The 23,708-nt window shown below is 62.8% G+C and carries 20 protein-coding genes; 13 read left to right on the forward strand and 7 right to left on the reverse strand.

The window, feature by feature from the left end:
• Positions 1-66 precede the first annotated feature (66 nt).
• Entirely contained in the window at positions 67-1,362 is a 1,296-nt protein-coding gene (locus LDZ23_RS13015) for an SGNH/GDSL hydrolase family protein (RefSeq protein ID WP_033535855.1), read from the reverse strand.
• 172 nt (positions 1,363-1,534) lie between these two features.
• Here LDZ23_RS13015 and LDZ23_RS13020 point away from each other — a divergent pair, with 172 nt between their 5' ends.
• A complete protein-coding gene (locus LDZ23_RS13020; protein WP_008352726.1) occupies positions 1,535-2,686 on the forward strand; it encodes a methyltransferase in 1,152 nt (383 codons plus the stop codon).
• Positions 2,687-2,692: 6 nt separating this feature from the next.
• Here the strand turns inward: LDZ23_RS13020 and LDZ23_RS13025 are convergent, their stop codons facing one another.
• A complete protein-coding gene (locus LDZ23_RS13025) occupies positions 2,693-3,955 on the reverse strand; it encodes a TIGR03862 family flavoprotein (protein ID WP_033535854.1) in 1,263 nt (420 codons plus the stop codon).
• A 179-nt stretch (positions 3,956-4,134) separates the two neighbouring features.
• On the opposite strand from LDZ23_RS13025, the gene LDZ23_RS13030 reads away from it, so the two are divergent.
• The 9 genes from LDZ23_RS13030 (at position 4,135) to LDZ23_RS13070 (ending at position 11,987) form a co-directional block, all read left to right on the forward strand.
• Positions 4,135-5,607: an MFS transporter gene (locus LDZ23_RS13030; RefSeq protein ID WP_008352724.1), complete on the forward strand. Its 1,473-nt coding sequence runs from the start codon at positions 4,135-4,137 to the stop codon at positions 5,605-5,607.
• A gap of 224 nt (positions 5,608-5,831) precedes the next feature.
• Positions 5,832-6,836 carry a 1,2-phenylacetyl-CoA epoxidase subunit PaaA gene (gene paaA, locus LDZ23_RS13035; protein ID WP_008352723.1) on the forward strand — a complete coding sequence of 335 codons (1,005 nt, stop codon included), beginning with the start codon at positions 5,832-5,834 and terminating at the stop codon, positions 6,834-6,836.
• A gap of 17 nt (positions 6,837-6,853) precedes the next feature.
• Entirely contained in the window at positions 6,854-7,138 is a 285-nt protein-coding gene (gene paaB, locus LDZ23_RS13040) for a 1,2-phenylacetyl-CoA epoxidase subunit PaaB (protein ID WP_008349546.1), read from the forward strand.
• Between the two features lie 11 nt (positions 7,139-7,149).
• The gene (paaC, locus tag LDZ23_RS13045; RefSeq protein WP_008352722.1) at positions 7,150-7,950 is read left to right on the forward strand and encodes a 1,2-phenylacetyl-CoA epoxidase subunit PaaC; all 801 of its coding nucleotides are present in this window, start codon (positions 7,150-7,152) and stop codon (positions 7,948-7,950) included.
• The gene (paaD, locus tag LDZ23_RS13050; protein ID WP_008352721.1) at positions 7,950-8,462 is read left to right on the forward strand and encodes a 1,2-phenylacetyl-CoA epoxidase subunit PaaD; all 513 of its coding nucleotides are present in this window, start codon (positions 7,950-7,952) and stop codon (positions 8,460-8,462) included. Before paaC ends, paaD begins: the two co-directional genes overlap by 1 nt.
• A 28-nt stretch (positions 8,463-8,490) precedes the next feature.
• Complete coding sequence (gene paaE / locus LDZ23_RS13055) at positions 8,491-9,579, forward strand: 1,2-phenylacetyl-CoA epoxidase subunit PaaE (protein WP_008352720.1); 1,089 nt, start codon at positions 8,491-8,493, stop codon at positions 9,577-9,579.
• 83 nt (positions 9,580-9,662) lie between these two features.
• Positions 9,663-10,463, forward strand: coding sequence for a DUF1835 domain-containing protein (locus LDZ23_RS13060; protein WP_244807669.1), 801 nt, complete (start codon positions 9,663-9,665; stop codon positions 10,461-10,463).
• A gap of 33 nt (positions 10,464-10,496) precedes the next feature.
• On the forward strand, positions 10,497-11,102 hold the full coding sequence (locus tag LDZ23_RS13065) for a TetR/AcrR family transcriptional regulator (protein WP_008352714.1): 606 nt from the start codon (positions 10,497-10,499) through the stop codon (positions 11,100-11,102).
• A gap of 288 nt (positions 11,103-11,390) precedes the next feature.
• On the forward strand, positions 11,391-11,987 hold the full coding sequence (locus LDZ23_RS13070) for a GNAT family N-acetyltransferase (RefSeq protein WP_235366314.1): 597 nt from the start codon (positions 11,391-11,393) through the stop codon (positions 11,985-11,987).
• Positions 11,988-12,062: 75 nt separating this feature from the next.
• Here the strand turns inward: LDZ23_RS13070 and LDZ23_RS13075 are convergent, their stop codons facing one another.
• Complete coding sequence (locus LDZ23_RS13075) at positions 12,063-12,566, reverse strand: Lrp/AsnC family transcriptional regulator (protein ID WP_008352710.1); 504 nt, start codon at positions 12,564-12,566, stop codon at positions 12,063-12,065.
• Between the two features lie 145 nt (positions 12,567-12,711).
• Between LDZ23_RS13075 and hppD the strand changes: the two genes are divergently transcribed.
• Complete coding sequence (hppD, locus tag LDZ23_RS13080; RefSeq protein ID WP_008352709.1) at positions 12,712-13,815, forward strand: 4-hydroxyphenylpyruvate dioxygenase; 1,104 nt, start codon at positions 12,712-12,714, stop codon at positions 13,813-13,815.
• A gap of 95 nt (positions 13,816-13,910) precedes the next feature.
• Here the strand turns inward: hppD and LDZ23_RS13085 are convergent, their stop codons facing one another.
• Complete coding sequence (locus tag LDZ23_RS13085) at positions 13,911-14,120, reverse strand: hypothetical protein (RefSeq protein ID WP_008352707.1); 210 nt, start codon at positions 14,118-14,120, stop codon at positions 13,911-13,913.
• A 345-nt stretch (positions 14,121-14,465) separates the two neighbouring features.
• Here LDZ23_RS13085 and LDZ23_RS13090 point away from each other — a divergent pair, with 345 nt between their 5' ends.
• Positions 14,466-18,041, forward strand: a complete 3,576-nt coding sequence (locus LDZ23_RS13090; RefSeq protein WP_008352705.1) for an indolepyruvate ferredoxin oxidoreductase family protein — start codon at positions 14,466-14,468, stop codon at positions 18,039-18,041.
• 69 nt (positions 18,042-18,110) lie between these two features.
• On the opposite strand, the gene LDZ23_RS13095 is transcribed toward LDZ23_RS13090, so the two are convergent.
• Together LDZ23_RS13095 and LDZ23_RS13100 are read right to left on the reverse strand one after the other, a co-directional pair.
• On the reverse strand, positions 18,111-20,384 hold the full coding sequence (locus LDZ23_RS13095; protein WP_008352704.1) for an NADP-dependent malic enzyme: 2,274 nt from the start codon (positions 20,382-20,384) through the stop codon (positions 18,111-18,113).
• A 251-nt stretch (positions 20,385-20,635) separates the two neighbouring features.
• Positions 20,636-21,877 carry an MFS transporter gene (locus LDZ23_RS13100; protein WP_033536942.1) on the reverse strand — a complete coding sequence of 414 codons (1,242 nt, stop codon included), beginning with the start codon at positions 21,875-21,877 and terminating at the stop codon, positions 20,636-20,638.
• A 295-nt stretch (positions 21,878-22,172) separates the two neighbouring features.
• Here LDZ23_RS13100 and LDZ23_RS13105 point away from each other — a divergent pair, with 295 nt between their 5' ends.
• A complete protein-coding gene (locus LDZ23_RS13105; protein WP_008352701.1) occupies positions 22,173-22,859 on the forward strand; it encodes an orotate phosphoribosyltransferase in 687 nt (228 codons plus the stop codon).
• Positions 22,860-22,941: 82 nt separating this feature from the next.
• Here LDZ23_RS13105 and LDZ23_RS13110 read toward each other — a convergent pair whose 3' ends face one another.
• A complete protein-coding gene (locus LDZ23_RS13110) occupies positions 22,942-23,655 on the reverse strand; it encodes a response regulator (protein WP_008352699.1) in 714 nt (237 codons plus the stop codon).
• Positions 23,656-23,708 lie beyond the last annotated feature (53 nt).

Here is a 23,708-nt window from a genome sequence, read left to right on the forward strand (position 1 = left end):
GGGCTGAATATTAGGTCAAGCACACACGAATGACAAGGTGACGAACGCAATTTTTTTCGCGTCTGTTCAGTGTGCCGCCTTCGCCGCTCGGATGACAAACTCCATCGGCACTGCCGCGGCCATCGCCGCGTATCCCGCGTCGCTCGGATGGATATGATCGCCACTGTCATACCGGCGCTGGAGCACGCTCGGGCGCGCCGGATCGCGCAACGCCTGATCGAAGTCGATGACACCGTCGAACGCCCGGCTCGCGCGAATCGATTCGTTGACCGCCGTTCGGATCGACTCCCTTTCCGGCGGCAGCGAAGCGGGCGTGAGCGTCGCACCGTAGATCTTCACGCCGCGCTGATGCGCCTGCGCAATCAGTCGCTGATATCCGCGCACCAGCGCATCGGCGTTGACTTCCGTGTGCGGCGCGTCGCAATCGAGCCCGGCGTGCGCGGGCATCGCCATGAAGTTGATGTCGTTGATGCCGATCAGCACGATCACCGCCCGCACGCCCGGTTGACGCAGCGCGTCGCGCTCGAAGCGGCTCACGACGGCCTCACCGTAACAGGGCGAGTTGCTGAGCAGACGATTCCCGCTGATGCCCGCATTCAAGACCGCGGTTTGCCCGCCACTTTTCCGGGCGACTTCTTTCGCGAGCGCATCCGGCCAGCGCCGGTTCGCATTGAGCGAGGAACGCATGCCGTCGGTGATCGAATCGCCGATCGCTACGATCGCGTGCGCCGACGCGCTTTCCACCGCGACGTTGCTGAGCCACGCATATTGCGTGAAGCGCGTGCGGTACACGGCTGCCGATCCATCTCCGGTGCGGTCGCCCGGCGTCGAAATGTAGTTCACCTGGCTCGACACGCGGTGCCACGCGACGAGCTTTTGATCCTTCCCCATGAACATGCTGACGGCGACCGGCTGAAACGCGGCGACGTCGAAATCGACCGCGTCGCTTGTTGCTTGCGCGCCCGGCGCGACCGTCACGCTCTTGTGTCCGCCGAAAGACACGGACCGTGCGCTGCCGGCCTGGATCGCTGCACTGCTACCGCCGACCGCCCGTGCGACGCTCATGGACTCGACGACGAGCGGTTCGGTCCCGTAAAGATTGCTGATCCGCAGACGCATCCGCTTGCCGTCGAGTTGCGGATAAATCAGCTGACGGACGGTGCGCCCTGCGACGTCCGGCGCGCGATAGAGCGGCGGCAGGTTCGCGAGTTGCGGAATCGACTGCAGCGCAGTGCCCCACGCGCTGACCCATCGCTCGTTGGCGGGCGTTTCCGCAGCGTCGGCGGCGAACGCCATTGGCGCGAAATTAAGTTGGACGGCGCACGCGGCCGCGCAAATCGCGGCGAGAACTCGGAGTTTCATTCGGCGATGGCGTTCGGAAAAGGCTCGATTGTGCCTGAAGTGTCATCAAGCTCGCGCCGCACATCGCCGGCGACGCGCACAAGCAGCAGCGACGCCCGTGAAATGGCCTCACAATGCTGCCAGTTCTTTTTTCGCCGGCGCGATGACTTACGCAGCGGGCATCAATATAAATATGCAATCGAAAAATTCAGCACCGCAGCAACTCGTCTGGGATGAAGACGGCGAAAACCGCTCAGCCCGCTGGCGATCGGAGAGCGGCAATCCGCCCGCGAAGCGCGTCGTCATCGGACACGATCAGATGACGGCCGATCACGCGTACCGGCTCGCCTGCGAAGGCACCGCGATTCTCTGGCGCGGCGATTTCCAGAACGCTCGCCAGTTGCTGCAGGCGATGGCCCGCCGTATCGACAACAAACCGCGCAAGGCGAAGAAGCCCGCGACGGAAACATCGCCGATCGATGCGTTCAATCTCCATCGACTCGCGCAATCGCAGCGCGCCCGCACCCTCGCAATGCTCGTGCTGCCGCTCGACGAGCACTACGCCATCCCGTTGCGACGCGCGCCGGACGTGCGCCAGGCATGCGAGGAAGCATACGGGCCGCCGTCGGATGAAGCATCGGTGGTGTCCTTGCGCGAGGTGCTTGGTCTGATCGGCGCGCACGAGTGGCGCAAGAAAGGCGTCGACATCGACGCGGCCGGCGGGCGGATCCATCCCTATTACGGCGTGTTCTCGCCCGTTCGCGGCGAGTACGTCGATCTGGTCGCGCATCAGCCGCTGCCGTCAAAGGAACTCGCGTTCGATATCGGCACGGGAACCGGCGTGCTCGCGGCCGTGCTCGCGCGGCGCGGCGTCGAGCGGATCGTCGCAACCGACGTCGACGCCCGCGCGCTCGCCTGTGCGCGGGAAAACGTCGATGGACTCGGCCTCGCTCGTCAGGTGAAGGTCGTGGAAGCCGACATGTTTCCCGAGGGCCGCGCGCCGCTCGTCGTCTGCAATCCGCCGTGGCTTCCGGCGCGTCCGAGCGCCACGATCGAGCACGCGATCTACGACCCGGAGAGCCGCATGCTGCGCGGCTTTCTCGACGGCCTCGCCGCGCACCTGACACCGGGCGGCGAAGGCTGGCTTATCCTGTCGGACTTCGCGGAACATCTCGGCCTGCGCACGCGCGCGCAGTTGCAGGAATGGATCGACAAGGCCGGACTGAAGGTCGATGGACGTATCGACATCAAGCCGCGTCATTCGAAGGCGATCGACAAGTCCGATCCGCTGCACGCCGCGCGCTCGGCGGAAGTCACGTCGCTGTGGCGGCTGGTCGTCGCGTAAATTGAATCAGGCGCGCTCGGCAAGCCACGCGAGCGCGCCCTCGCCCGCGACGAGCCCGCTCGCGAAACACGCCGTCAGCAGATAGCCGCCGGTCGGCGCTTCCCAGTCGAGCATTTCGCCCGCGCAGAACACGCCGGGAAGCGCTGAGAGCATCGAACGCGCATCGAGGGCTTCGAACTCGACGCCGCCCGCGCTGCTGATGACTTCCGCAATCGGCCGCGGGCGCAGCACACGCAGCGGCAACGCCTTGATGCGCGCGGCGAGCGTGATGGGATCGGCAAATTCGTCCTTGCTCACGCATTCGCGCAACAAACCCGCTTTCACGCCCGTGAGATGCAGCCGGCTTTGCAGATGACTCGACATCGAGCGCGCGCCACGCGGATGCAGCACTTCCTCGCGCACGCGTTCGGCGGAGAGCTGCGGCGTCAGATCGAGCAGAATCGTCGCGCCGGCGCCGTGACTTTCGTCGATCCGGTCGCGAATCGGCGCCGATAACGCGTAAATCAGACTGCCCTCGATACCCTGATCGGTGATGAGGCACTCGCCAACGCGCCAGTCGGGCGCGCCGTTCGCGCGCGGCACGCCGATCGCCACCGACTTGAGCGGCTCGCCCGCGAACCGGCGGCTGAAATGCTCGCTCCAGCCCACATCGAAGCCGCAATTCGACGGCACGAAAGGACGCGTGGCCACGCCGCGCGCGGCGAGAACCGGCAGCGCGGCGCCATCGGAGCCGAGTTGCGGCCAGCTTGCGCCGCCGAGCGCCAGCACGAGCGCATCGTGCCGAACGTGTTTCTCGCCCGATGGCGTCGCGAACCGCGATATCGACGCGCGTTCGTCGGCCCAGCCGAGCCAGCGATGCCGCATATGAAACGTGACGCCCGACGCGCGCAGCCGATGCAGCCATGCGCGCAGCATCGGCGCGGCTTTCATGTCGGTGGGAAACACGCGCCCCGAGCTGCCGACGAAAGTCTCGACGCCCAGGCCGTGAACCCAATCCCGCAACACGCTTGCATCGAAGCGCGCGAGCAGCGGCGCGATCTCCCCGCTGCGCGCGCCGTATCGCGCGAGGAACGCGTCGGCGGGCTCCGAATGCGTGAGATTCATGCCCCCTTTGCCGGCCATCAGGAATTTGCGTCCGACGGACGGCATCGCGTCGAACACATCGACGCGCGCGTCGCCCGCCGCGAGCGCCTCCGCGGCCATGAGCCCGGCCGGCCCGCCGCCGACGACCGCGACGTTCACCGATTCGATGTTTTCAACTGACGACATGCCTGAACAGAAAGAACAAAACGGAGCGACATTGTCGCATCGCCGGTCTACGCGGCGGGAACGCATCGACGGACCGCGTAAGTCATTAAATAACAAAAAAGAATTTGGCCGCCTGCGCGCGGGCCAGTACGATCCGGCGATTCGTTGCATCGACAACTTTTTACTGAAATAGCCTGATCATGTCCGTTTCCCTCGCGCCCGAACGCGCTGCCGCCCAGTCCGCCACCCAGGATTCACGGCCGGTCATCAAAAGCGCCGCCGATGTTTCCAGTCTCGTCAACCACGGCGCCGCCATCGGCAGCGACGCGCGCGTGGTCGTCGCCATCGCGCTCGGCGGCATTTTTCTCGATGCCTACGATCTGGGCGCGCTCGCGTTCGGCATGAAGGACATCGCCCGCGAATTCTCGCTGACGCCGACCGGCTCCGGCTTCGTCGCCGCCGCGATCACGTTCGGGGCGATCATCGGCGCGTTCCTCGGCGGATATCTCACCGACAAGGTCGGCCGCTATCGCGTCTTCATGGCGGACATGTTCTTCTTCGTCGTCGCGGCGATCGCCTGCGCGCTCGCGCCGAACGCCTGGGTGCTCGGCGGTGCGCGTTTCGTGATGGGACTGGGCGTCGGCATCGATTTGCCCGTCGCGATGGCCTTTCTCGCGGAATTTTCCCGCTTGCAGGGCCGCGGCAACAAGGCGGCACGCGTTGCGATGTGGTGCCCGGTCTGGTACGCGGCGATCAGCGTCTCGTATCTGCTGGTGCTCGGTTTGTACGCGGTCTTGCCCGAACACAACGCGGGCTGGCTCTGGCGTCTGATCCTCGGCTTTGGCGCGGTTCCGGCGATTGCGATCATCGCGATTCGCAGCCGATACATGAGCGAATCGCCGGTCTGGGCCGCGAATCAGGGCGATCTGAAAGGCGCGGCCGCGATCCTCAAGCGCTCGTACGGCATCGATGCCCGCGTCGACGAAACCGCCACCGTTGCGCCGAAGGCGCGTCGCGCGACGTGGAGCAACTACGGCGCGCTGCTGCGCGGCGTCTACCTGCGCCGGACCGTGCTGGCGACGGTCATCGCCATCGCGTCGTCGTTCGCCTATAACGCCGTGGCGTTCGGCTTGCCGGTCATCATTTCGAGTTTCCTCGCGCAATCGATGCTCACTACGATCCTCGCGTCGCTCGCGCTCAATCTGTGTTTCGCGTTCGCGGGCGGGCTGTTTTCCGTGCGCACGGTGCCGAAATTCGGCGCGTGGAAGCTGTCGGTCGTCGGTTACACGTTTCAGCTTGCGGCGCTCGTCGGGCTCGCTATCGTCGGGAAGCCGTCGACGGGCGTCGAAGTCGTCGTCGCGATCGCGTTTCTCGCGGCGTTCCTGCTCGGACAGGGCGTCGGGCCTGGCTCGCACAGCATGACGTTTGCGTCGCTGAGCTATCCGACTTCGCTGCGTGGTGTCGGCGTCGGCTTCAATCAGACGCTGATGCGCGCCAGCTCGACGGTTTCGCTGTTCCTGTTCCCGGTCTTGTCGGCGGCGCTCGGCACGAAGGTGTTCTGGATCATCGCCGTCGCGCCGCTCGCGGGGCTCGTCGCACTGTTCGCCGTGCGCTGGGAACCGTCGGGCTACGACGTCGACGCTGAGGATTTCGCCGCGCAGCAGCCGCGTTAAAACAGTTTCCGATCCCGCCTTATAAAGAGCGGCAGGCGATGTTTCGCCTGCCGCTCTTTTCGTTTCTCCTCCTGCCTGCACTAGATTAAAGGTCGCGCGCTTTGCGCGACGGGGTCCGCTTCTCGCATGCGGAGTTACCCGAATACGTCTCAAAAATGCATTTACCGACCGTCCGGTCGGTTTATAATCGCCGGACAGCGACTTCTTTTTGAGCGAGTGCCGACATGTACACGCAATCCCTCGACCTCCCCAGCGCGACGCCCACAGCCGAAAGCCACGAAGCCGCAGCCTCCGCCGCCCAAACCCGCTTCGACGCGGTGATGCAGGCCGACGGCAAGATCGAGCCGCAGGACTGGATGCCCGAGGCGTATCGCAAGACGCTGGTGCGTCAGATCTCGCAGCACGCGCATTCGGAGATCATCGGGATGCAGCCCGAGGGCAACTGGATCAGCCGCGCGCCGAGCCTCAAACGCAAGGCGATTCTGCTCGCGAAGGTGCAGGACGAAGGCGGCCACGGCCTGTACCTCTACAGCGCGGCCGAAACACTGGGCGTCTCGCGCGATCAACTGGTCGCCGCGCTGCACGCAGGCAAGGCGAAATATTCGAGCATCTTCAACTATCCGACACCCACGTGGGCCGATGTCGGCGTGATCGGCTGGCTCGTCGATGGCGCCGCGATCATGAACCAGATTCCGCTGTGCCGCTGCACCTACGGGCCGTATGCCCGCGCGATGATCCGCATCTGCAAGGAGGAATCGTTCCACCAACGCCAGGGCTTCGACGCGCTGCTCGCGATGATGAAAGGCACGCAAGCGCAGAAGGATCTCGTGCAGCAGGCGGTGAACCGCTGGTGGTGGCCGGTGCTGATGATGTTCGGCCCGAGCGACAAGGATTCGATCCACAGCGGCCAGTCGTTCGCGTGGGGCATCAAGCGCATCTCGAACGATGACCTGCGTCAGAAGTTCGTCGATGCGACCGTCGAGCAGGCGAAGATCCTCGGCGTCACGTTGCCCGATCCCGATTTGAAGTGGAACGAAGCGCGGCAAGCGCACGACTACGGCGCGATCGACTGGGACGAGTTCTGGCGCGTGGTCAACGGCGACGGTCCGTGCAACAAGGAGCGCCTCGCCACGCGCGTGAAGGCGCACGATGACGGCGCGTGGGTTCGCGAAGCCGCACTGGCGTATGCAGAGAAGCAAAAAGCCCGCGCCCACCAACAAGCTGCATGAGCATGGAGACGATGAAGATGAACAAGGAATGGCCGATCTGGGAAGTGTTCGTGCGCAGCAAGCAGGGACTGGATCACAAGCATTGCGGCAGCCTGCACGCACCGGACGCGGGCGCGGCGTTGCGCATGGCGCGCGACGTGTACACGCGTCGTCAGGAAGGCGTGAGCATCTGGGTGGTGCCCTCGGCGGCGATCACGGCATCGGACCCGGCAGACAAGGCCGAGTTGTTCGAGCCCGCGGGCGACAAGATCTATCGGCATCCGACGTTCTTCGTGCTGCCCGACGAAATCAATCACATGTAAGGGCGCGCGACATGAGCCAGAAAGAACATCTCGCCTACGTGCTGCGTCTTGCCGACAACGCGCTGATTCTCGGACAGCGCAACGCGGAGTGGTGCAGTCACGGCCCGGCACTGGAAGAGGATATTGCGCTGGCGAACATCAGTCTGGATCTGATCGGTCAGGCGCGTTTGCTCTACACGCATGCTGCTTCGCTCGAAGCATCGCTCAACGGCAACAAAAAGACCGAAGACGATTACGCGTACTTCCGCACCGAGCGCGAGTTCGCCAACTACACGATCGCGGAGTTGCCGCACTTCGGCCCGCTCGCGGGCACGACGCGCACGGAGCGCGATTACGCGGTGACGATCGTGCGCAACTTCCTGTACTCGGCGTTGATGATGGAAGTGTGGAGCGCATTGCAATCATCGAACGATGCGCAACTCGCGGCGATCGCGGCGAAGTCGATCAAGGAGACGAGCTATCACCTGCATCACGCGCGCGACTGGCTGGTGCGTTTCGGCGATGGCACTGCGGAGTCGCATCGGCGTGCGCAGGCTGCGCTCGATTATCTGATGCCGTACACGCGCGAGTTCTTCGCGACCGATGCAATCGAACAGGCCGTCGCCGATGCGGGCATCGCGCCGCTGGCGAGCGAGTTCGAAGCGGCGTGGCGCGAGCAGGTTGCATCGGCGCTCGATGAAGCGACGCTCCGAGCGCCCGTAGAAGTGCAGCACGTCACGACGGGCAAGCAAGGCGAGCACTCGGAGCACATGGGTTATCTGCTGGCGGAGATGCAGAGCCTGGCGCGTCAGCATCCGGGTGCGAGCTGGTAATGCAGGCCATGCAAACCACGATCGAACGCGCGTGGCACGTGCTCGAGTCGGTGCCCGATCCGGAGATTCCGGTGGTATCGATTCGCGAGCTGGGCATCTTGCGCGATGTGCGTCACGGCGACGATGGCGTGCTCGAAGTGGTGATCACGCCGACGTACTCGGGCTGTCCTGCGATGTCGCAGATTGCTGAGGACATCGCGAAAGCGATCGATGATGCGCAACTCGGCGCGCATCGCATCGAGACGGTGCTGGCGCCCGCGTGGACGACCGACTGGATCACCGATGACGCGCGCGAGAAGCTGCGCCGCTACGGCATCGCGCCGCCGACGGGCGCATGCGGCAGCGCAGAGAAGCCGATCCGCTTCGTGGCGCGCAAGCCCGCGACGATCGCGTGCCCGCGCTGCGGCTCGACGCACACGGAGAAGCTGGCGCAATTCGGCTCGACGGCGTGCAAGGCGTTGTATCGATGCATCGATTGCCGCGAGCCGTTCGATTACTTCAAGCCGTACTGAACCTCACTGACAAGCGAGCCGAGAAAACATGGCTACTCCGCAATTTCATCCGCTGCGCATTCGCGACGTGCGCCCCGAAACCGCCGACGCGCTCACCGTCTCGTTCGATGTGCCGCCCGCATTGCGCGATGCGTTTCGCTTCACGCAGGGCCAGTTCGTGACGCTCAAGACGCATATCGATGGCGAGGAGACGCGCCGCTCGTATTCGATCTGCGTGGGCGTGACCGACTACGATCGCGATGGCGAATTGCGCATCGGCATCAAGCGCGTGCGCGGCGGGCGCTTCTCGAACTTCGCGTTCGAGACCTTGAAGCCGGGCCATGAGATCGAGGTGATGACGCCCGACGGACGCTTCTTCACGCATCTGAACGCGGATCACGCGAAGCATTACGTGGCGTTCTCGGGCGGCTCGGGCATCACGCCGGTGCTGGCGATCATCAAGACGACGCTGGACATGGAGCCGACGAGCCGCTTCACGCTGGTGTACGGCAATCGCAGTGTAGACGCGATCATGTTCGCCGAAGAACTCGAGGATCTGAAGAACCGGTATATGGACCGGTTCTCGCTGTATCACGTGCTGTCCGATGATTTGCAGGATGTCGAGTTGTTCAACGGCGTGCTGGATCAGGAGAAGTGCAAGGCGTTTCTTTCGACGCTGCTCTCGCCTGAAGAGATCGATGAAGCGTTCATCTGCGGCCCCGGCCCGATGATGGACGCCGCTGAAGCCGCACTGAAAGAAGCGGGCGTGCCGCCGAAGCAGATTCATGTGGAGCGCTTCGGCACGCCGTTGCCGCAGGCGGGTGCGCCGACGATCGAGATTACGGAGAGCACGCCGGCGGCGGATCTGGAACTGGTCATCGACGGCAAGAAGCGCAAGCTGCGTCTGCCTTATGAAGGCGTGAGCGTGCTCGATGTCGGTCTGAAGGCAGGGCTCGCGTTGCCGTACGCGTGCAAGGGCGGGGTGTGCTGCACGTGCCGCGCGAAAGTGCTCGAAGGCGAAGTGAAGATGGACAAGAACTACACGCTCGAACAACACGAGATCGATGAGGGTTTCGTGCTGACCTGCCAGTGTCATCCGGTGAGCGAGCGCGTGGTTGTGAGCTTCGACGAGCGGTAAACGACGTCCCGCCGGCATTCGATTCGCGTAAACTAGGATCGCTCACCCGAGCGGTCCTTTCGTCTTTCCGGCAGCCGACACCGATGAACACGATTCATGTCACGAATGGCGATAGCGCGGCCCAATCGCTCACCGAAGCCCTGCTGCGCGCGGAACGCGATGAGCGCGTCATTGCGCTGCGCGACGATCTCGCTGTCGGTCCGCTCAGGGACATCGACGAATCGGTGCTCGCGCGCGCCACGTTCTGGCGTCAGATCATAACGAGCGGCATCGACTTCGAAGACGAACTCGAACAGCAACAGGCGCTCTTCACCCGCCTCGCGCGCGGCGACGGACAGATCGTCGTGTGGCACGGTCAGAGCGCGGCGGATCAGCTCACGTTGCGACGCGTCGCCTATCATCTGCGCAATGCGCCGCAGCGCCTGAACGAAGCAAAACTCACGTACGACGATCTGTCGATCGGAACCGACGACAGCGAGCCGCAACGCGTCAGCCGCGAAGACCGCGCGACGGCCGTCGGCATGTTCTCGCCGAAGCAACTGGTCGCGAAGCTGCCGACCGCCGCGCCCATTTCCGTGCTGCGCATCAGCCGGCTCGCGCTCGAATGGCAGGAAGCGAAGTACGCCAACGCGGAAACGCGCCGGCTGCGCGACAACATGCTCGTATCGGGAACGTGGACCGACGTCGACGAAGCGCTGCTCGATCTCGCCAGTCCAGAATGGAAGCCGGCCGCCCGCATCGCCGGCGCGGCGATGGCACAGCGCTTCGATTTCCTGCTCTCCGATGCCGTCGCGTTCTGGCGTTGCCGCGAACTCGTGATGGCGGGACGGCTTAAAATCCGCGGCACGCCGTCCGAAATCAGTGGGGCCGAACTGCGCCGCTGAATCCATATTTATAAGAACGCATTCTTCGAACACATGGCCCGTACCAAAGCGCCCGATCACGAGACACAACGCGAACAGATCCTCGAACTCGCCGCCGCGAAATTCGCGCAGACGAGCTATCCCAGTACCTCGATGGCCGATCTCGCCGCGGCGAGCGGCACGTCGAAAGCCCGCCTCTATCACTATTACGAGAGCAAGGAAGCGATCCTCTTCGATCTGCTCGATCGCTACACGAAGCGGCTGATGCTGATCATCGCGGAGGTCGAAGGCGCGAGCCAGCGGCGCGGACTGGGCGAGCGCGAGGCGTTCGCCGAGCTCGTGCGCGCGTTCCTCGCCGAATATGAGACGTCGCACAGCCGGCACGTTGCGCTGCTGAACGACGTGAAGTATCTCGAAGAGGCGCAGCGCGAAATCGTCCTCGATCGTCAGCGCGACATCGTGGCGGCGTTCGCGCGACAACTGGCGCGCGCGTATCCGAAACGCGCGACCAAGGACAATCAGACCGCCCTCACGATGATGGTGTTCGGCATGATCAACTGGACGTTCACCTGGCTCAAGCCGGGCGGAAAGCTCGGCTACAGCGAATTCGCCGAGCAGGTCGTCGACATGATCGAAAATGGGTTAAACGTCGACCGTTAGAAAATGCTGCGGCACAACAGACTCACCGGTCGGTGAACCGTTGCGTTCACGACAATCTGTTAAGCGACTGATTTCATTGACCTAAATTGATTTCAGCGCACGTTTAGAACGTCACGCCTAATCGGTTTTAAGGGTTTTCCCGTACTCGCTTCTCCCAGATCGGCTAGAATTCGTTTTGCTTTGCAGCACGCTGCATGACGAAACGAAGGAGAAACGACCGTGGAACTGACTATCAACCGCACTGCCGAGCAGATCGTCGCGCACGATCAGCCGCTCAAAGACGCGCGTATGCCGGTTCTCGTCCGTGAGTTGTCTTCGGCGGATCGCGAGCGTCTCCTCACGCACTTCCTCGCGCTCGATGAAGACGACCGTCTTCTGCGGTTCGGCCAGATTGTGCCGGACCACGTCATCGAGAACTACGTGCGCAACATCAATTTCGCGGACGACAAGGTGTTCGGTGTCTTCGGCAGCGCGCTGGAATTGATCGGCGTCGGCCATCTGGCCTATCTGCCCGCCGAAGGCGACAAGCGCACCGCCGAGTTCGGCGTGTCGGTGCTCGAAAGCGCCCGCGGCCGCGGCGTCGGCTCGAAGCTCTTCGAGCGCGCCGCCATGCGCAGCCGCAACACGCACGTGTCGGTGCTCTACATGCACTGCCTGTCGCGCAACTCGACCATGATGCACATCGCGAAGAAGTCGGGCATGAAGATCGAGTACGCGTACGGCGAAGCGGACGCCTATCTGTCGCTCGCGCCGGCCGATCAGACCAGCATCATGGCCGAAATGCTCCAGGAACAAGCGGCCGTGTTCGACTACGCGATCAAGCGCCAGGCGCATCGTGCGTCGCAGGTTTTTCAGGCGTTCGTTCCGACGGCGGACGCAGCTTAACCATCATCGAGAACAGCGCGGGGTTTGCGCTGCGAGCGGGACCAGCAAGGGCGGCATCGACCGCCCTTTTTCATTTCAGCGCAACGGCAGAACCGTCGTCTCTTTGATGCGCTCCAGCGAGAAGCTCGAGCGTACGTCGATCACCGATGGATGATGCAGCAACTCGTCCTGCACGAAGCGCGAAAAGTCATCCATGTCGCGCACTTGCACGCGCAGCAGAAAGTCCATCTCGCCGGTCATCGCGTCGCACGCGACGACTTCCGGCCATGAACGCACGGCTTCGCGAAAGAGATCGCCGTGCGTCGGCGCCTTCGGCGTGCCCGCCGCGGCCTGCGTGCCGCCGCGCTTTTCCAGACGCACGTTGATATAGGCAAGCAAGCCGAGCCCGAGTTTTTTTGCGTCGAGCAACGCGACGTACCCGCGAATGACGCCGATCTCCTCCAGCCGACGGATGCGCCGCAAGCACGGACTCGGCGACAGATTCACGCGCTCGGCGATCTCCTGATTCGACAGCCGGCCATTTTCCTGAAGGATCGCAAGAATGCGGCGGTCTATCATGTCCAATTCGGGTTCGGCCATTTCATAGCTCCGGAATGCACTCGATTAGCAGTATCGTGCGCAATCTTATGAATGCGCGATTTGTTTCGCAAGTTTTTGCCATCGCCATCTGACTAAACTGTCTTCACGTCGCGCACACGCGCCGCACGCCAATCAGGAGACATGCATGACCGCAACGACTTGGGACAATCCCGTCGGCACCGACGGCTTCGAGTTCATCGAATACACCGCGCCGGATCCCGTCGCGCTCGGGAAACTGTTCGAGCAGATGGGCTTCACGGCGATCGCGAAGCATCGTCACAAGGATGTGACGCTGTATCGGCAAGGGGAAATCAACTTTATCGTGAACGCGGAGCCGGATTCCTTCGCGCAGCGCTTTGCGCGTCTGCACGGGCCGTCGATCTGCGCGATCGCATTCCGCGTCGCCGATGCCGCCAAGGCGTATCAGCGCGCGCTCGAACTCGGCGCCTGGGGTTTCGACAACAAGACCGGTCCGATGGAGCTGAATATCCCGGCGATCAAGGGCATCGGCGATTCGCTGATCTATTTCGTGGATCGCTGGCGCGGCAAGAACGGCGCGCAGCCGGGCAGCATCGGCGATATCAGCATTTACGACGTCGATTTCGAGCCGATCCCGGGCGCGGAGCAGAATCCGGTCGGCCACGGCCTCACGTATATCGATCACCTGACGCACAACGTGCATCGCGGCCGTATGGTCGAATGGGCGGAGTTCTATGAGCGGCTCTTCAACTTCCGCGAAGTGCGTTACTTCGATATCGAAGGCAAGGTGACGGCAGTGAAGTCGAAAGCGATGACCTCGCCCTGCGGCAAGATCCGCATTCCAATCAACGAGGAAGGCTCGGAGAACGCCGGCCAGATTCAGGAATATCTCGACGCGTACCACGGCGAAGGCATTCAGCACATCGCGCTCGGCACGGGCGACATTTACGGCACCGTCGACGGACTGCGCGGCGCGAAGATCGCGCTGCTCGATACCATCGACACGTATTACGAACTCGTCGATCGTCGCGTGCCGGGGCATTGCGAATCCGTCGCGGAACTGAAAAAGCGCAAGATTCTGATCGACGGCACCAAGGACGAAATCCTGTTGCAGATCTTCACGGAGAACCAGATTGGGCCGATCTTCTTCGAGATCATTCAGCGCAAGGGCAATCAGGGCTTCGGCGAAGGCAACTTCAAGGCGCTGTTCGAATCGATCGAACTGGATCAAATGCGCCGTGGCGTGCTGAAGGACACCACCGCGAGCTAAGAAATACGAGCGGCACAAAAAAAAGGGACATGAATTTCATGTCCCTTTTTCCATTCCGGCGACCCGCTTTGTCGGCGCGGACCGCGACGATCGGGTCAGCCCGCCGTCTCGTCGTCGCTGCTTTCGGATTCGCGGCGCTGTTGGGCGCCAGCCTGAACCGACTGAACGCGCACTTGCGCGACCTGTGCAACCGACGACGCCCCGAACGGCGAGGCATTATTCGCCCGTGCGCCGCCAACGGGCGCGCTAATGGCGAAAAAGGCTGCCGAAACCATCAAGAAATTCTGGATGTGGCGTTGTTTCATCGTTATCTCCTTCTAACTGCTTGCGTACAACTCGCTTTCGGAAGCCAAAACGTGCTTAAAAAGATGGCACGGGATTTCCGGAAGCGCCATTTTAGACAGGGATGAGTGGCAGGGTTCCGCAGATCGGTCGGTTTTACACGATGTAACAAAACCTTCCCGATCACGGTCAAATCGTCAAGGAATTCACGCAAGGCGCAACCAAGCGAGGAATTTTTAACGGGTTTGTCCCACTGTCTCGAAAACCCTTAGACCGGCAAACTGGAATCCCGGCCCGACCGTTCATAAGACGCGACGGCCCGAAACATGCTTTGGTGATCCCAAACCTCGGGTGGAGGAAGACACATAATGAACGCCCCGCTAGACGCAGAACAAAGAGCTTCGCTAGAAGCCGCGCTGAAGTCCGTCACGCTCGACGACAAATACACGCTCGAACGCGGCCGCGCCTACATGAGCGGCATCCAGGCGCTGGTGCGTCTGCCGATGCTCCAGCAAGAGCGCGACAAAGCCGCTGGTCTCAATACGGCCGGATTCATCTCCGGTTATCGCGGTTCTCCCCTCGGTGGTCTCGATCAGTCCCTCTGGAAGGCGAAGAAGCATCTCGCCGGGCATCAGATCGTGTTTCAGCCGGGCGTGAACGAAGATCTGGCCGCCACCGCCGTGTGGGGCTCGCAGCAAGTCAACCTGTACCCGAGCGCCAAATACGACGGCGTTTTCTCGATGTGGTACGGCAAAGGTCCGGGCGTCGATCGCTCGGGCGATGTCTTCAAGCACGGCAACTCCGCTGGCTCCGCAAAGCACGGCGGCGTTCTCGTGCTCGCCGGCGATGATCACGCCGCGAAATCGTCGACGCTCGCGCATCAGTCGGAGCACATTTTCAAGGCGTGCGGACTGCCGGTGCTGTTTCCGTCGAACGTGCAGGAATATCTCGATTTCGGCCTGCACGGCTGGGCGATGTCGCGCTACTCCGGCCTGTGGGTCGCGATGAAATGCGTGACAGATGTCGTCGAGTCGTCGGCTTCGGTCGATATCGATCCGCATCGCACGCAAATCGTGCTGCCCACCGATTTCGCGATGCCCGACGGCGGCCTGAACATCCGCTGGCCCGATCCGCCGCTCGTGCAGGAAGCGCGTCTGCTCGACTACAAGTGGTACGCGGCGCTGGCCTATGTGCGCGCGAACAAGCTCGACCGCGTGGAGATCGATTCGCCGCACGCGCGCTTCGGCATCATGACCGGCGGCAAGGCGTATCTCGACGTGCGTCAGGCACTGACCGATCTCGGCCTCGATGACGCGACGTGTTCGCAAATCGGCATTCGTCTCTACAAGGTCGGCTGCGTGTGGCCGCTGGAAGCGCAAGGCGCGCAGGAATTCGCGCGCGGGCTGGAAGAGATTCTCGTCGTCGAAGAAAAGCGCCAGATTCTCGAATACGCGATCAAGGAAGAGCTGTACAACTGGCCGGATGCGCAACGTCCGCGCGTCTACGGCAAGTTCGACGAGAAAGACGGCGCCGGTGGCGAATGGTCCGTGCCGATGGGCAACTGGCTTCTACCCGCGCACTACGAGCTGTCGCCCGCGATCATCGCGAAGGCGATCGCCACGCGCCTCGAAAAGTTCGATCTCCCCGCCGACGTGCGTGCGCGCATCGCGACGCGCCTCGCCGTGATCGACGCGAAGGAGAAATCGCTCGCGCGGCCGCGCGTCGAGGCGGAGCGCAAGCCGTGGTTCTGCTCGGGCTGTCCGCACAATACGTCGACGAACGTGCCGGAAGGATCGCGCGCGATGGCCGGAATCGGCTGTCACTACATGACGGTCTGGATGGACCGCAACACGAGCACGTTCAGCCAGATGGGCGGCGAAGGCGTCGCGTGGGTCGGCCAGGCGCCGTTCTCGAACGACAAGCACGTCTTCGCGAATCTCGGCGACGGCACGTACTTCCATTCGGGCCTGCTCGCGATCCGCGCGGCGATCGCGGCGAAGGTGAACATCACCTACAAGATTCTTTACAACGATGCCGTCGCGATGACGGGCGGCCAGCCCGTCGACGGCGTGCTGACCGTGCCGCAGATCACGCATCAGCTCGCGGCGGAAGGCGCGGCGAAGATCGTCATCGTCACGGATGAGCCGGAGAAGTACACCGCGAACGTCGGACTCGCGCCGGGCATCGACGTGCATCATCGCGATGAACTCGACGATATCCAGCGCCAGTTGCGCGACATTCCGGGCACGTCGATCCTGATCTACGACCAGACCTGCGCCACCGAGAAACGGCGTCGCCGCAAACGCGGCGCGTTTCCCGATCCGGCGAAGCGCGTCGTCATCAACGAGGCCGTGTGCGAAGGTTGCGGCGATTGCTCGGTGAAGTCGAATTGCCTGTCGGTGGAACCGCTCGAAACCGAGTACGGCACGAAGCGGCAGATCAACCAGTCGACGTGCAACAAGGACTATTCGTGTCTGAACGGCTTCTGCCCGAGCTTCGTCACGGTGGAAGGCGGGCAGTTGAAGAAACCGAAGGCGACGAGCGTCGCGAGCGATGCGATGCCCGCCGTGCCCACGCCCGAGCTGCCGGAAATCGGGCGGCCGTATGGCGTGCTGGTGACGGGCGTCGGCGGAACGGGCGTCGTGACGATCGGCGCGCTGCTCGGCATGGCGGCGCATCTGGAGCAGAAAGGCGTCACCGTGCTCGACGTCACCGGTCTTGCGCAGAAAGGCGGCGCCGTGATGAGCCACGTGCAGATCGCGAATCGTCCTGCCGATATCCACGCGACGCGCATCGCGATGGGCGAGGCGGATCTCGTCATCGGCTGCGACGCGATCGTGACCGCGAGCAACGAATGCGGCTCACGGATGCAGCCGGACCACACGCGCGTCGTCGTGAACAGCGCGCAAACGCCGACCGCCGAGTTCATCAAGAATCCGAACTGGAGCTTTCCGGGCGCGAGCGCCGAGGCGGATATCCGCGCGGCGGCGGGCGAGCACGTCGCGCTCGTCGATGCCAACCGCTTCGCCGTCGCGCTGATGGGCGACGCGATTTATACGAATCCGTTTGTGCTCGGGTTTGCGTGGCAGAAGGGCTGGGTGCCGCTGCGGCATGAATCGCTGGTGCGCGCGATCGAATTGAACGCGGTGCAGGTCGAGAAGAATCTCGCGGCGTTCGAATGGGGACGACGCGCGGCGCACGATCTTTCGTCGGTTACGCGGCTCGCTCACGGGACGCAAACGCAAGACGCGCCGGGCAAGATCATTGCGCTGCATACGCCGAAGGCGCTCGATACGCTCATCGACAAGCGGCTCGACTATCTCGCGAAGTATCAGAACACGGCTTATGCGGCGCGGTATGGGCGGCTGGTCGCGTCGGTGCGCGCGAAGGAAGCGGAACTCGGAACCGGTGATTATTCGTTGACGGAAGCTGTCGCGAAGAATCTTCACAAGCTCATGGCTTATAAGGACGAGTACGAAGTCGCGCGCCTGTATGCCGATCCGGTTTTCCTCGACAAGATTCGCGGGAGCTTCGAAGGCGACTGGAAGATCAAGGTGCATCTCGCGCCGCCTTCCTTGTCGAAGAAGGATTCGCATGGGCATCTGGTGAAGCAGCAGTACGGCCCGTGGATGATGTCCGCGATGCGTGTTCTCGCTCGTTTCAAGTTCCTGCGCGGGACGGCGCTCGACCCGTTCGGACGCACGGAGGAGCGGCAGATGGAGCGCGCGTTGATCGGCGAATACGAAGCGCTGGTGAAGGAGCTGATCGGCGGATTGACTGCAGAGAAGCTGCCGCTCGCGATCGAACTGGCGAATCTGCCGGATTCGATGCGCGGGTATGGGCACATCAAGGAAAACAACGTGAAGGCCGCGAAGCTGAAGTGGGAGAAGTTGCTGGGACGGTGGCGCGATCCGCAGGGTGACGAAAAGCGACAAGTAGCCTGACGCGCTGGCTCAAAAAAAACGGCGATCCTTTCCGGATCGCCGTTTTTCTTTCAGCGCAGCAAATAAACCTTACTTCGCCACGCGCGCATTCGCGCTCGCCACCGCCGTCATATTGATGATCCGACGCACGGTCGCCGCCGGCGTGAGGATATGAACCGGCTTCGCGGCACCCAACAAGAACGGCCCGACCGTCACGCCTTCGCCGCTCACCATCTTGAGCAGGTTATACGTGATGTTCGCCGCCTCGACGTTCGGCATGATGAGCAGATTCGCCTCGCCATGCAGCGTCGTGCCAGGGAACGAAGCCTTGCGCACGGCTTCCGACAAAGCCGCGTCGCCGTGCATTTCACCGTCGATTTCGAGATCCGGCGCGCGCTCGGCGATCAGCTTGCGCGCTTCGGCCATCCGGCTCGCCGATGCGCTCGGCACGCTGCCGAAGTTCGAATTCGACAGCAGCGCGACCTTCGGCTGCACGCCGAAACGCTCGATCTCGCGCGCGGCGAGAATCGTCATGTCGGCGAGTTGTTCGGCCGTCGGCGTCTCATTGACGTACGTGTCGCTGATGAACAGATTGCGCCCTTGCAGCATCAGCAAGTTCATCGCCGCGAAGTTGTTGGCGCCTTTGGCCTTGCCGAGCACCTGATCGATGAACTTCAGATGATCCTGATACGTGTCGATGAGACCGCAGATCATCCCGTCCGCGTCGCCGGTATGAACCAGAATCGCGCCGATCAGCGTGTTGAACTTGCGCAGCGCGGCCTTCGCGCTTTCGGGCGTCACGCCCTGACGCGCGGCGATCTCGTGATACGCCTGCCAGCTCTTCTGATAACGCGGATCGTCTTCCGGATTCACGATCTCGAAATCGACGCCTGGCTTCAGCTTCGAGCCCATCTTCTGCAGACGCATCTCGACGACCGCCGGACGCCCGATGATGATCGGCTTCGCGATCTTCTCCAGCAGCACGAACTGCGCGGCGCGCAGCACGCGCTCGTCCTCGCCTTCCGCGAACGCGATGCGCGCCGGCGCCGCCTTCGCCGCCGCGAACACCGGGCGCATCACCATGCCCGTGCGATACACCGTCGCGCCGAGCGTCTCGCGATACGCGTCCATGTCCTTGATCGGACGCGTCGCCACGCCCGAATCCATCGCGGCTTGCGCGACAGCCGGCGCGATCTTGATGATGAGGCGCGGATCGAACGGCTTCGGAATCAGATATTCCGGACCGAATTCCAGCGAATGACCTTCGTATGCCTTCGCGACTTCATCGCCCTGATCGGTCTCTTCGGCGAGTTCCGCGATCGCGCGCACGCACGCGAGCTTCATCTCTTCGGTGATCGTCGTCGCGCCGACATCCAGCGCGCCGCGGAAGATAAACGGAAAGCACAGCACGTTGTTGACCTGGTTCGGATAGTCCGAACGGCCCGTCGCGACGATACAGTCCGGACGCACGCGCTTCGCTTCTTCCGGGCGGATTTCCGGCTCGGGATTCGCGAGCGCGAGAATCAGCGGCTTGTCGGCCATCGTCTGGACCATCTCGGCCTTCAGCACGCCCGCGCTCGAACAGCCGAGGAACACGTCGCAGCCGTGCATCGCATCGGCGAGGGTGCGCGCGTCGGTCGACGCCTGATAGCGCTCCTTCGACGCATCCAGATTGCCGCGGCCTTCGTAGATCACGCCCTTCGAATCGATCACGAGCGTGTTCGACTTCTTCAAACCCAGATGCACGAGCAGATCCAGACACGCGATCGCCGCCGCGCCCGCGCCCGAGCAGACGAGCCTCACTTCCTCGAGCTTCTTGCCGACCACTTTCAGGCCATTGAGAATCGCCGCCGAAGCGATAATCGCCGTGCCGTGCTGATCGTCATGGAAAACGGGAATCTTCATGCGCTCGCGCAGCTTCTTCTCGATATAGAAGCATTCCGGCGCCTTGATGTCTTCGAGATTGATGCCGCCGAGCGTCGGTTCGAGCATCGCGATCGCATCGACGAGTTTGTCCGGATCGGTTTCAGCCAACTCGATGTCGAACACGTCGATGCCCGCGAACTTCTTGAACAGGCACCCTTTGCCTTCCATTACCGGCTTGGCCGCGAGCGGGCCGATGTTGCCGAGTCCCAGCACGGCCGTGCCGTTCGTCACGACGCCGACGAGATTCGCGCGCGACGTGTACTTCTGCGCGTCGAGCGGTTCGTCGTAGATCGCCATGCAAGCGGCCGCGACGCCCGGCGAATACGCGAGCGAGAGATCGAGCTGGTTGGATAGCGGCTTGGTCGGAGTAACCGAAATCTTGCCGGGGCGGGGATTCTGGTGATACGCGAGGGCGCTTTGCTTGAGTTGTTCGTCCATGATTGACCTGAGACGTTTGGGAATTATTTGAACAGGGTTCACACTGCCGTCGACCGTGCTGCAATGAATGCGGAAATGTGAATCGATGGACCAAGTATCACGGCTCGGCACGTCGGATAGACGCAACGTGCCGCTCGGAAGGATGTGACGAGCGGACGGAGCCTTGGTTTTTTTGGGACGTCCAGTGTACACCGCGCACTTGAAATGACGCGATGCAACGTTTCAGCGCAATTTCGTCCGATGAAGCACGCTCAGACGAGCTCGGCGCCGCGCTTTTCGGGGATCAGAAAGAGCGTCGCGATGACATCGAGCAGATAGATCGACGCGAGGAACGCGAGCGCGACCGCGAACGAATAGCGCGCCGCCAGCGCGCCGACCGCGACCGGTCCCAGACCGCCCACCGCGCGCCCGATGTTGAACAGCACGTTCTGCGCTGTCGCGCGCGCTTCGGTCGGATAGATTTCGGAGATCAGCGCGCCGTAGCCGCCGAGCATGCCGTTCACGAACACGCCCATCACCGCGCCGCCGATCAGCAACGCGGACGGGCTCGTCAGATTGGAGTAGACGAAGACCATCGCGACCGCGCCGATCTGATAGACGAGAAACGCGGGCTTGCGCCCGAAGCGATCCGCCGCGAGACCGAACAGCCAAATGCCGAGCGCCATGCCGAGCACGGTGGCCGCGGTCCAGAGACCGGATCTCGTGAGCGAGTAGCCGAACGTCTTCGACAGATAGCTCGGCAGCCAGATCATCAGCCCGTAATAGCCGAAGTTCTGCACCGAGCACAGAATGATGACGCCGATGCTCGCGCGCGCGGTGCGGGCGTCGTCGAAGAGACGTTTGAGCGGCAGCTTGCGGGCGCGGTTCGCTTTCGCGGCCGCGCGGCGTTCGGTGAAGAGCGCGGGTTCCTCCACATGCCGCCGCACGAAAAACGACGCCACCGCCGGCAGCAGCCCCACCGCGAACATGCCGCGCCAGCCGATCAGGGGGAGGAGCAACGGCGTGACGAGCGCGGCGGCGAGCACGCCCAGTTGCCAGCCGATTCCGACATACGACGACACGCGCGCCCGCAAACGCGCGGGCCACGCCTCGGCGACGAGCGCCATGCCGATGCCGAATTCCCCGCCCAGCCCGATCCCGGCGATGGTGCGGTAAATCAGAAGATCGCCATAGCCCTGCGCGAGCGCGCATAAACCGGTGAAGACGGCGAACACGAGAATCGTCCAGGTCAACATGCGGACGCGGCCGAAATAGTCGGACAGCATGCCGAACACGATGCCGCCCGCGACCGCGCCGGCGAGCGTCCACGTGACGAGCGCGCCGGATTGCGCGGGCGTGAGATGCAGGTCGGCGGCGATCGCGGGCAGCATGAAGCCGAGAATCAGCAGATCGAAGCCGTCCATCGCGTAGCCGAGAACGGACGCGATGAGCGCCTGCAGCGCGTGGCGCGTGGGCGCGACGCTGGAATCTTGTGTAGAGGGAACGGATGTCATCGGCGATGTGAAGTTGCGCAACAGCGCCGCGAGTTTACGCGCGAGCGGCGCGGCTTCACAACCTGCAAACAATTCGCCCCGCCTCGCCGCCTCGGGTAAAATGGCGGGCTAGCTGTGCATGGGACGGCCTTAAGGCGCCGAACTAAGGCGCCGAAGCGCCAAGTCCCGTCGACACGCGCGCAGGAAACGCCAAAAGCCATCCGAAAGGAATGCTCTTTCCGCGTTGATCCATGCGCCAGGGCCCGCGCGGCCGCCTCCCGCTTTCCAAGCGCCACACAAGTCCAAGGATTCGCCCATGACAGGCTTCGATCGCCAGACGATCTCCGACACCACCGCCAAGATGTTGCTCGAAGTGCAGGCGGTGCACTTCAACGCGGAAAAACCGTACATCTTCACGTCCGGTTGGGCGAGCCCCGTGTATATCGATTGCCGCAAGCTGATCTCCTACCCGCGCGTGCGCCGCGGCCTGATGGAGATGGCCGAAGCGACCATTCTGCGCGACGTCGGCTACGAGCAGATCGACGCGGTCGCCGGCGGCGAGACCGCTGGCATCCCGTTCGCGGCGTGGATCGCCGATCGCCTGATGGTGCCGATGCAATATGTGCGCAAGAAGCCGAAGGGCTTCGGCCGCAACGCGCAGATCGAAGGTTTGCTGACCGAAGGCCAGCGCGTGCTGCTGGTCGAGGACCTGACCACCGACAGCCGCAGCAAGATCAACTTCATCAACGCGCTGCGCACCGCGGGCGCGACGGTGAATCACTGCTTCGTGCTCTTCCACTACAACATCTTCAAGGAAAGCGTGTCCGTGCTGAAGGACATCGACGTCGATCTGCACGCGCTCGCCACATGGTGGGACGTGCTGCGCGTCGCGAAGGAACAGGGCTATTTCGAGACGAAGACGCTCGATGAAGTCGAGAAATTCCTGCATGCGCCGGCGGAATGGTCGGCCGCGCACGGCGGTGCAACTGCGGCTCCGCAATAAATATTGACAGTCGCAAGGCAATGAAAATGCAAAAAACCGCTGATTAAACTCAGCGGTTTTTTTAATTCTGCAAGCGGACGAACTAAAGCGAGTTCGGATTGGAAAGCGAGGAATCGTCGAGCGAGCCGTCGCCGGAATACGCCGACAGGTTCATTAATCCGTTGCTTTGCGCGTACTGAAACAATTCCGAATCGCGCTCGATGCCGAGTTTGCGCATCGCCGTATTCTTTTGCGTGCTGATCGTCTTGATACTGCGCCGCAATTGAGCCGCAATTTCGGTGATCGTCATGCCCGAGACGAACAGGCGCACCACTTCGAGCTCGCGCTTGGACAGGATGACGCTGCGCTGCTGCCCGCTCGCGCCGAGGCCCATGCTGTCGAGCGCGACCTTCACCGACGGCCCGAGGTATTCCTGGCCGCGCATCACGTGCTGGATCGCCCAGCCGATGTGATTCATGTCGTCGGCCTTATTGATGATGGACATCACGCCGACCTCGCGCAAACGTTTGAGCAACGCCGGATTCTCGAGCATCGTCAGCACGACGAGTTTGACCCGCGGGAATTGCCGTCCGATGTAGCCGAGCAAGGGCATGCCGTCGCCGTACGAACCGCCGGGCATGGCGAGATCGGTGACGAGAACGTCGCATGGAGACTTCTGAAGCAACTGGATGAGTTCGGTCGACTGACGCGCCTGCCCGACGACGTCAACCTCCGGAAACTTGTTGAGCGCCTGCGTCGCGCCGAAAAGGATCACCGGATGGTCGTCTGCGATAATGACTTTTATTCGCTGGCTCATTTAACTCTCCTGTATTTCAGTCGATTTGTTGCCGCGCGAATCTGCATCGAATT

The sequence above is a fragment of the Caballeronia zhejiangensis genome (genome assembly GCF_022879815.1).
Classification (GTDB): Bacteria; Pseudomonadota; Gammaproteobacteria; order Burkholderiales; family Burkholderiaceae; genus Caballeronia; species Caballeronia zhejiangensis.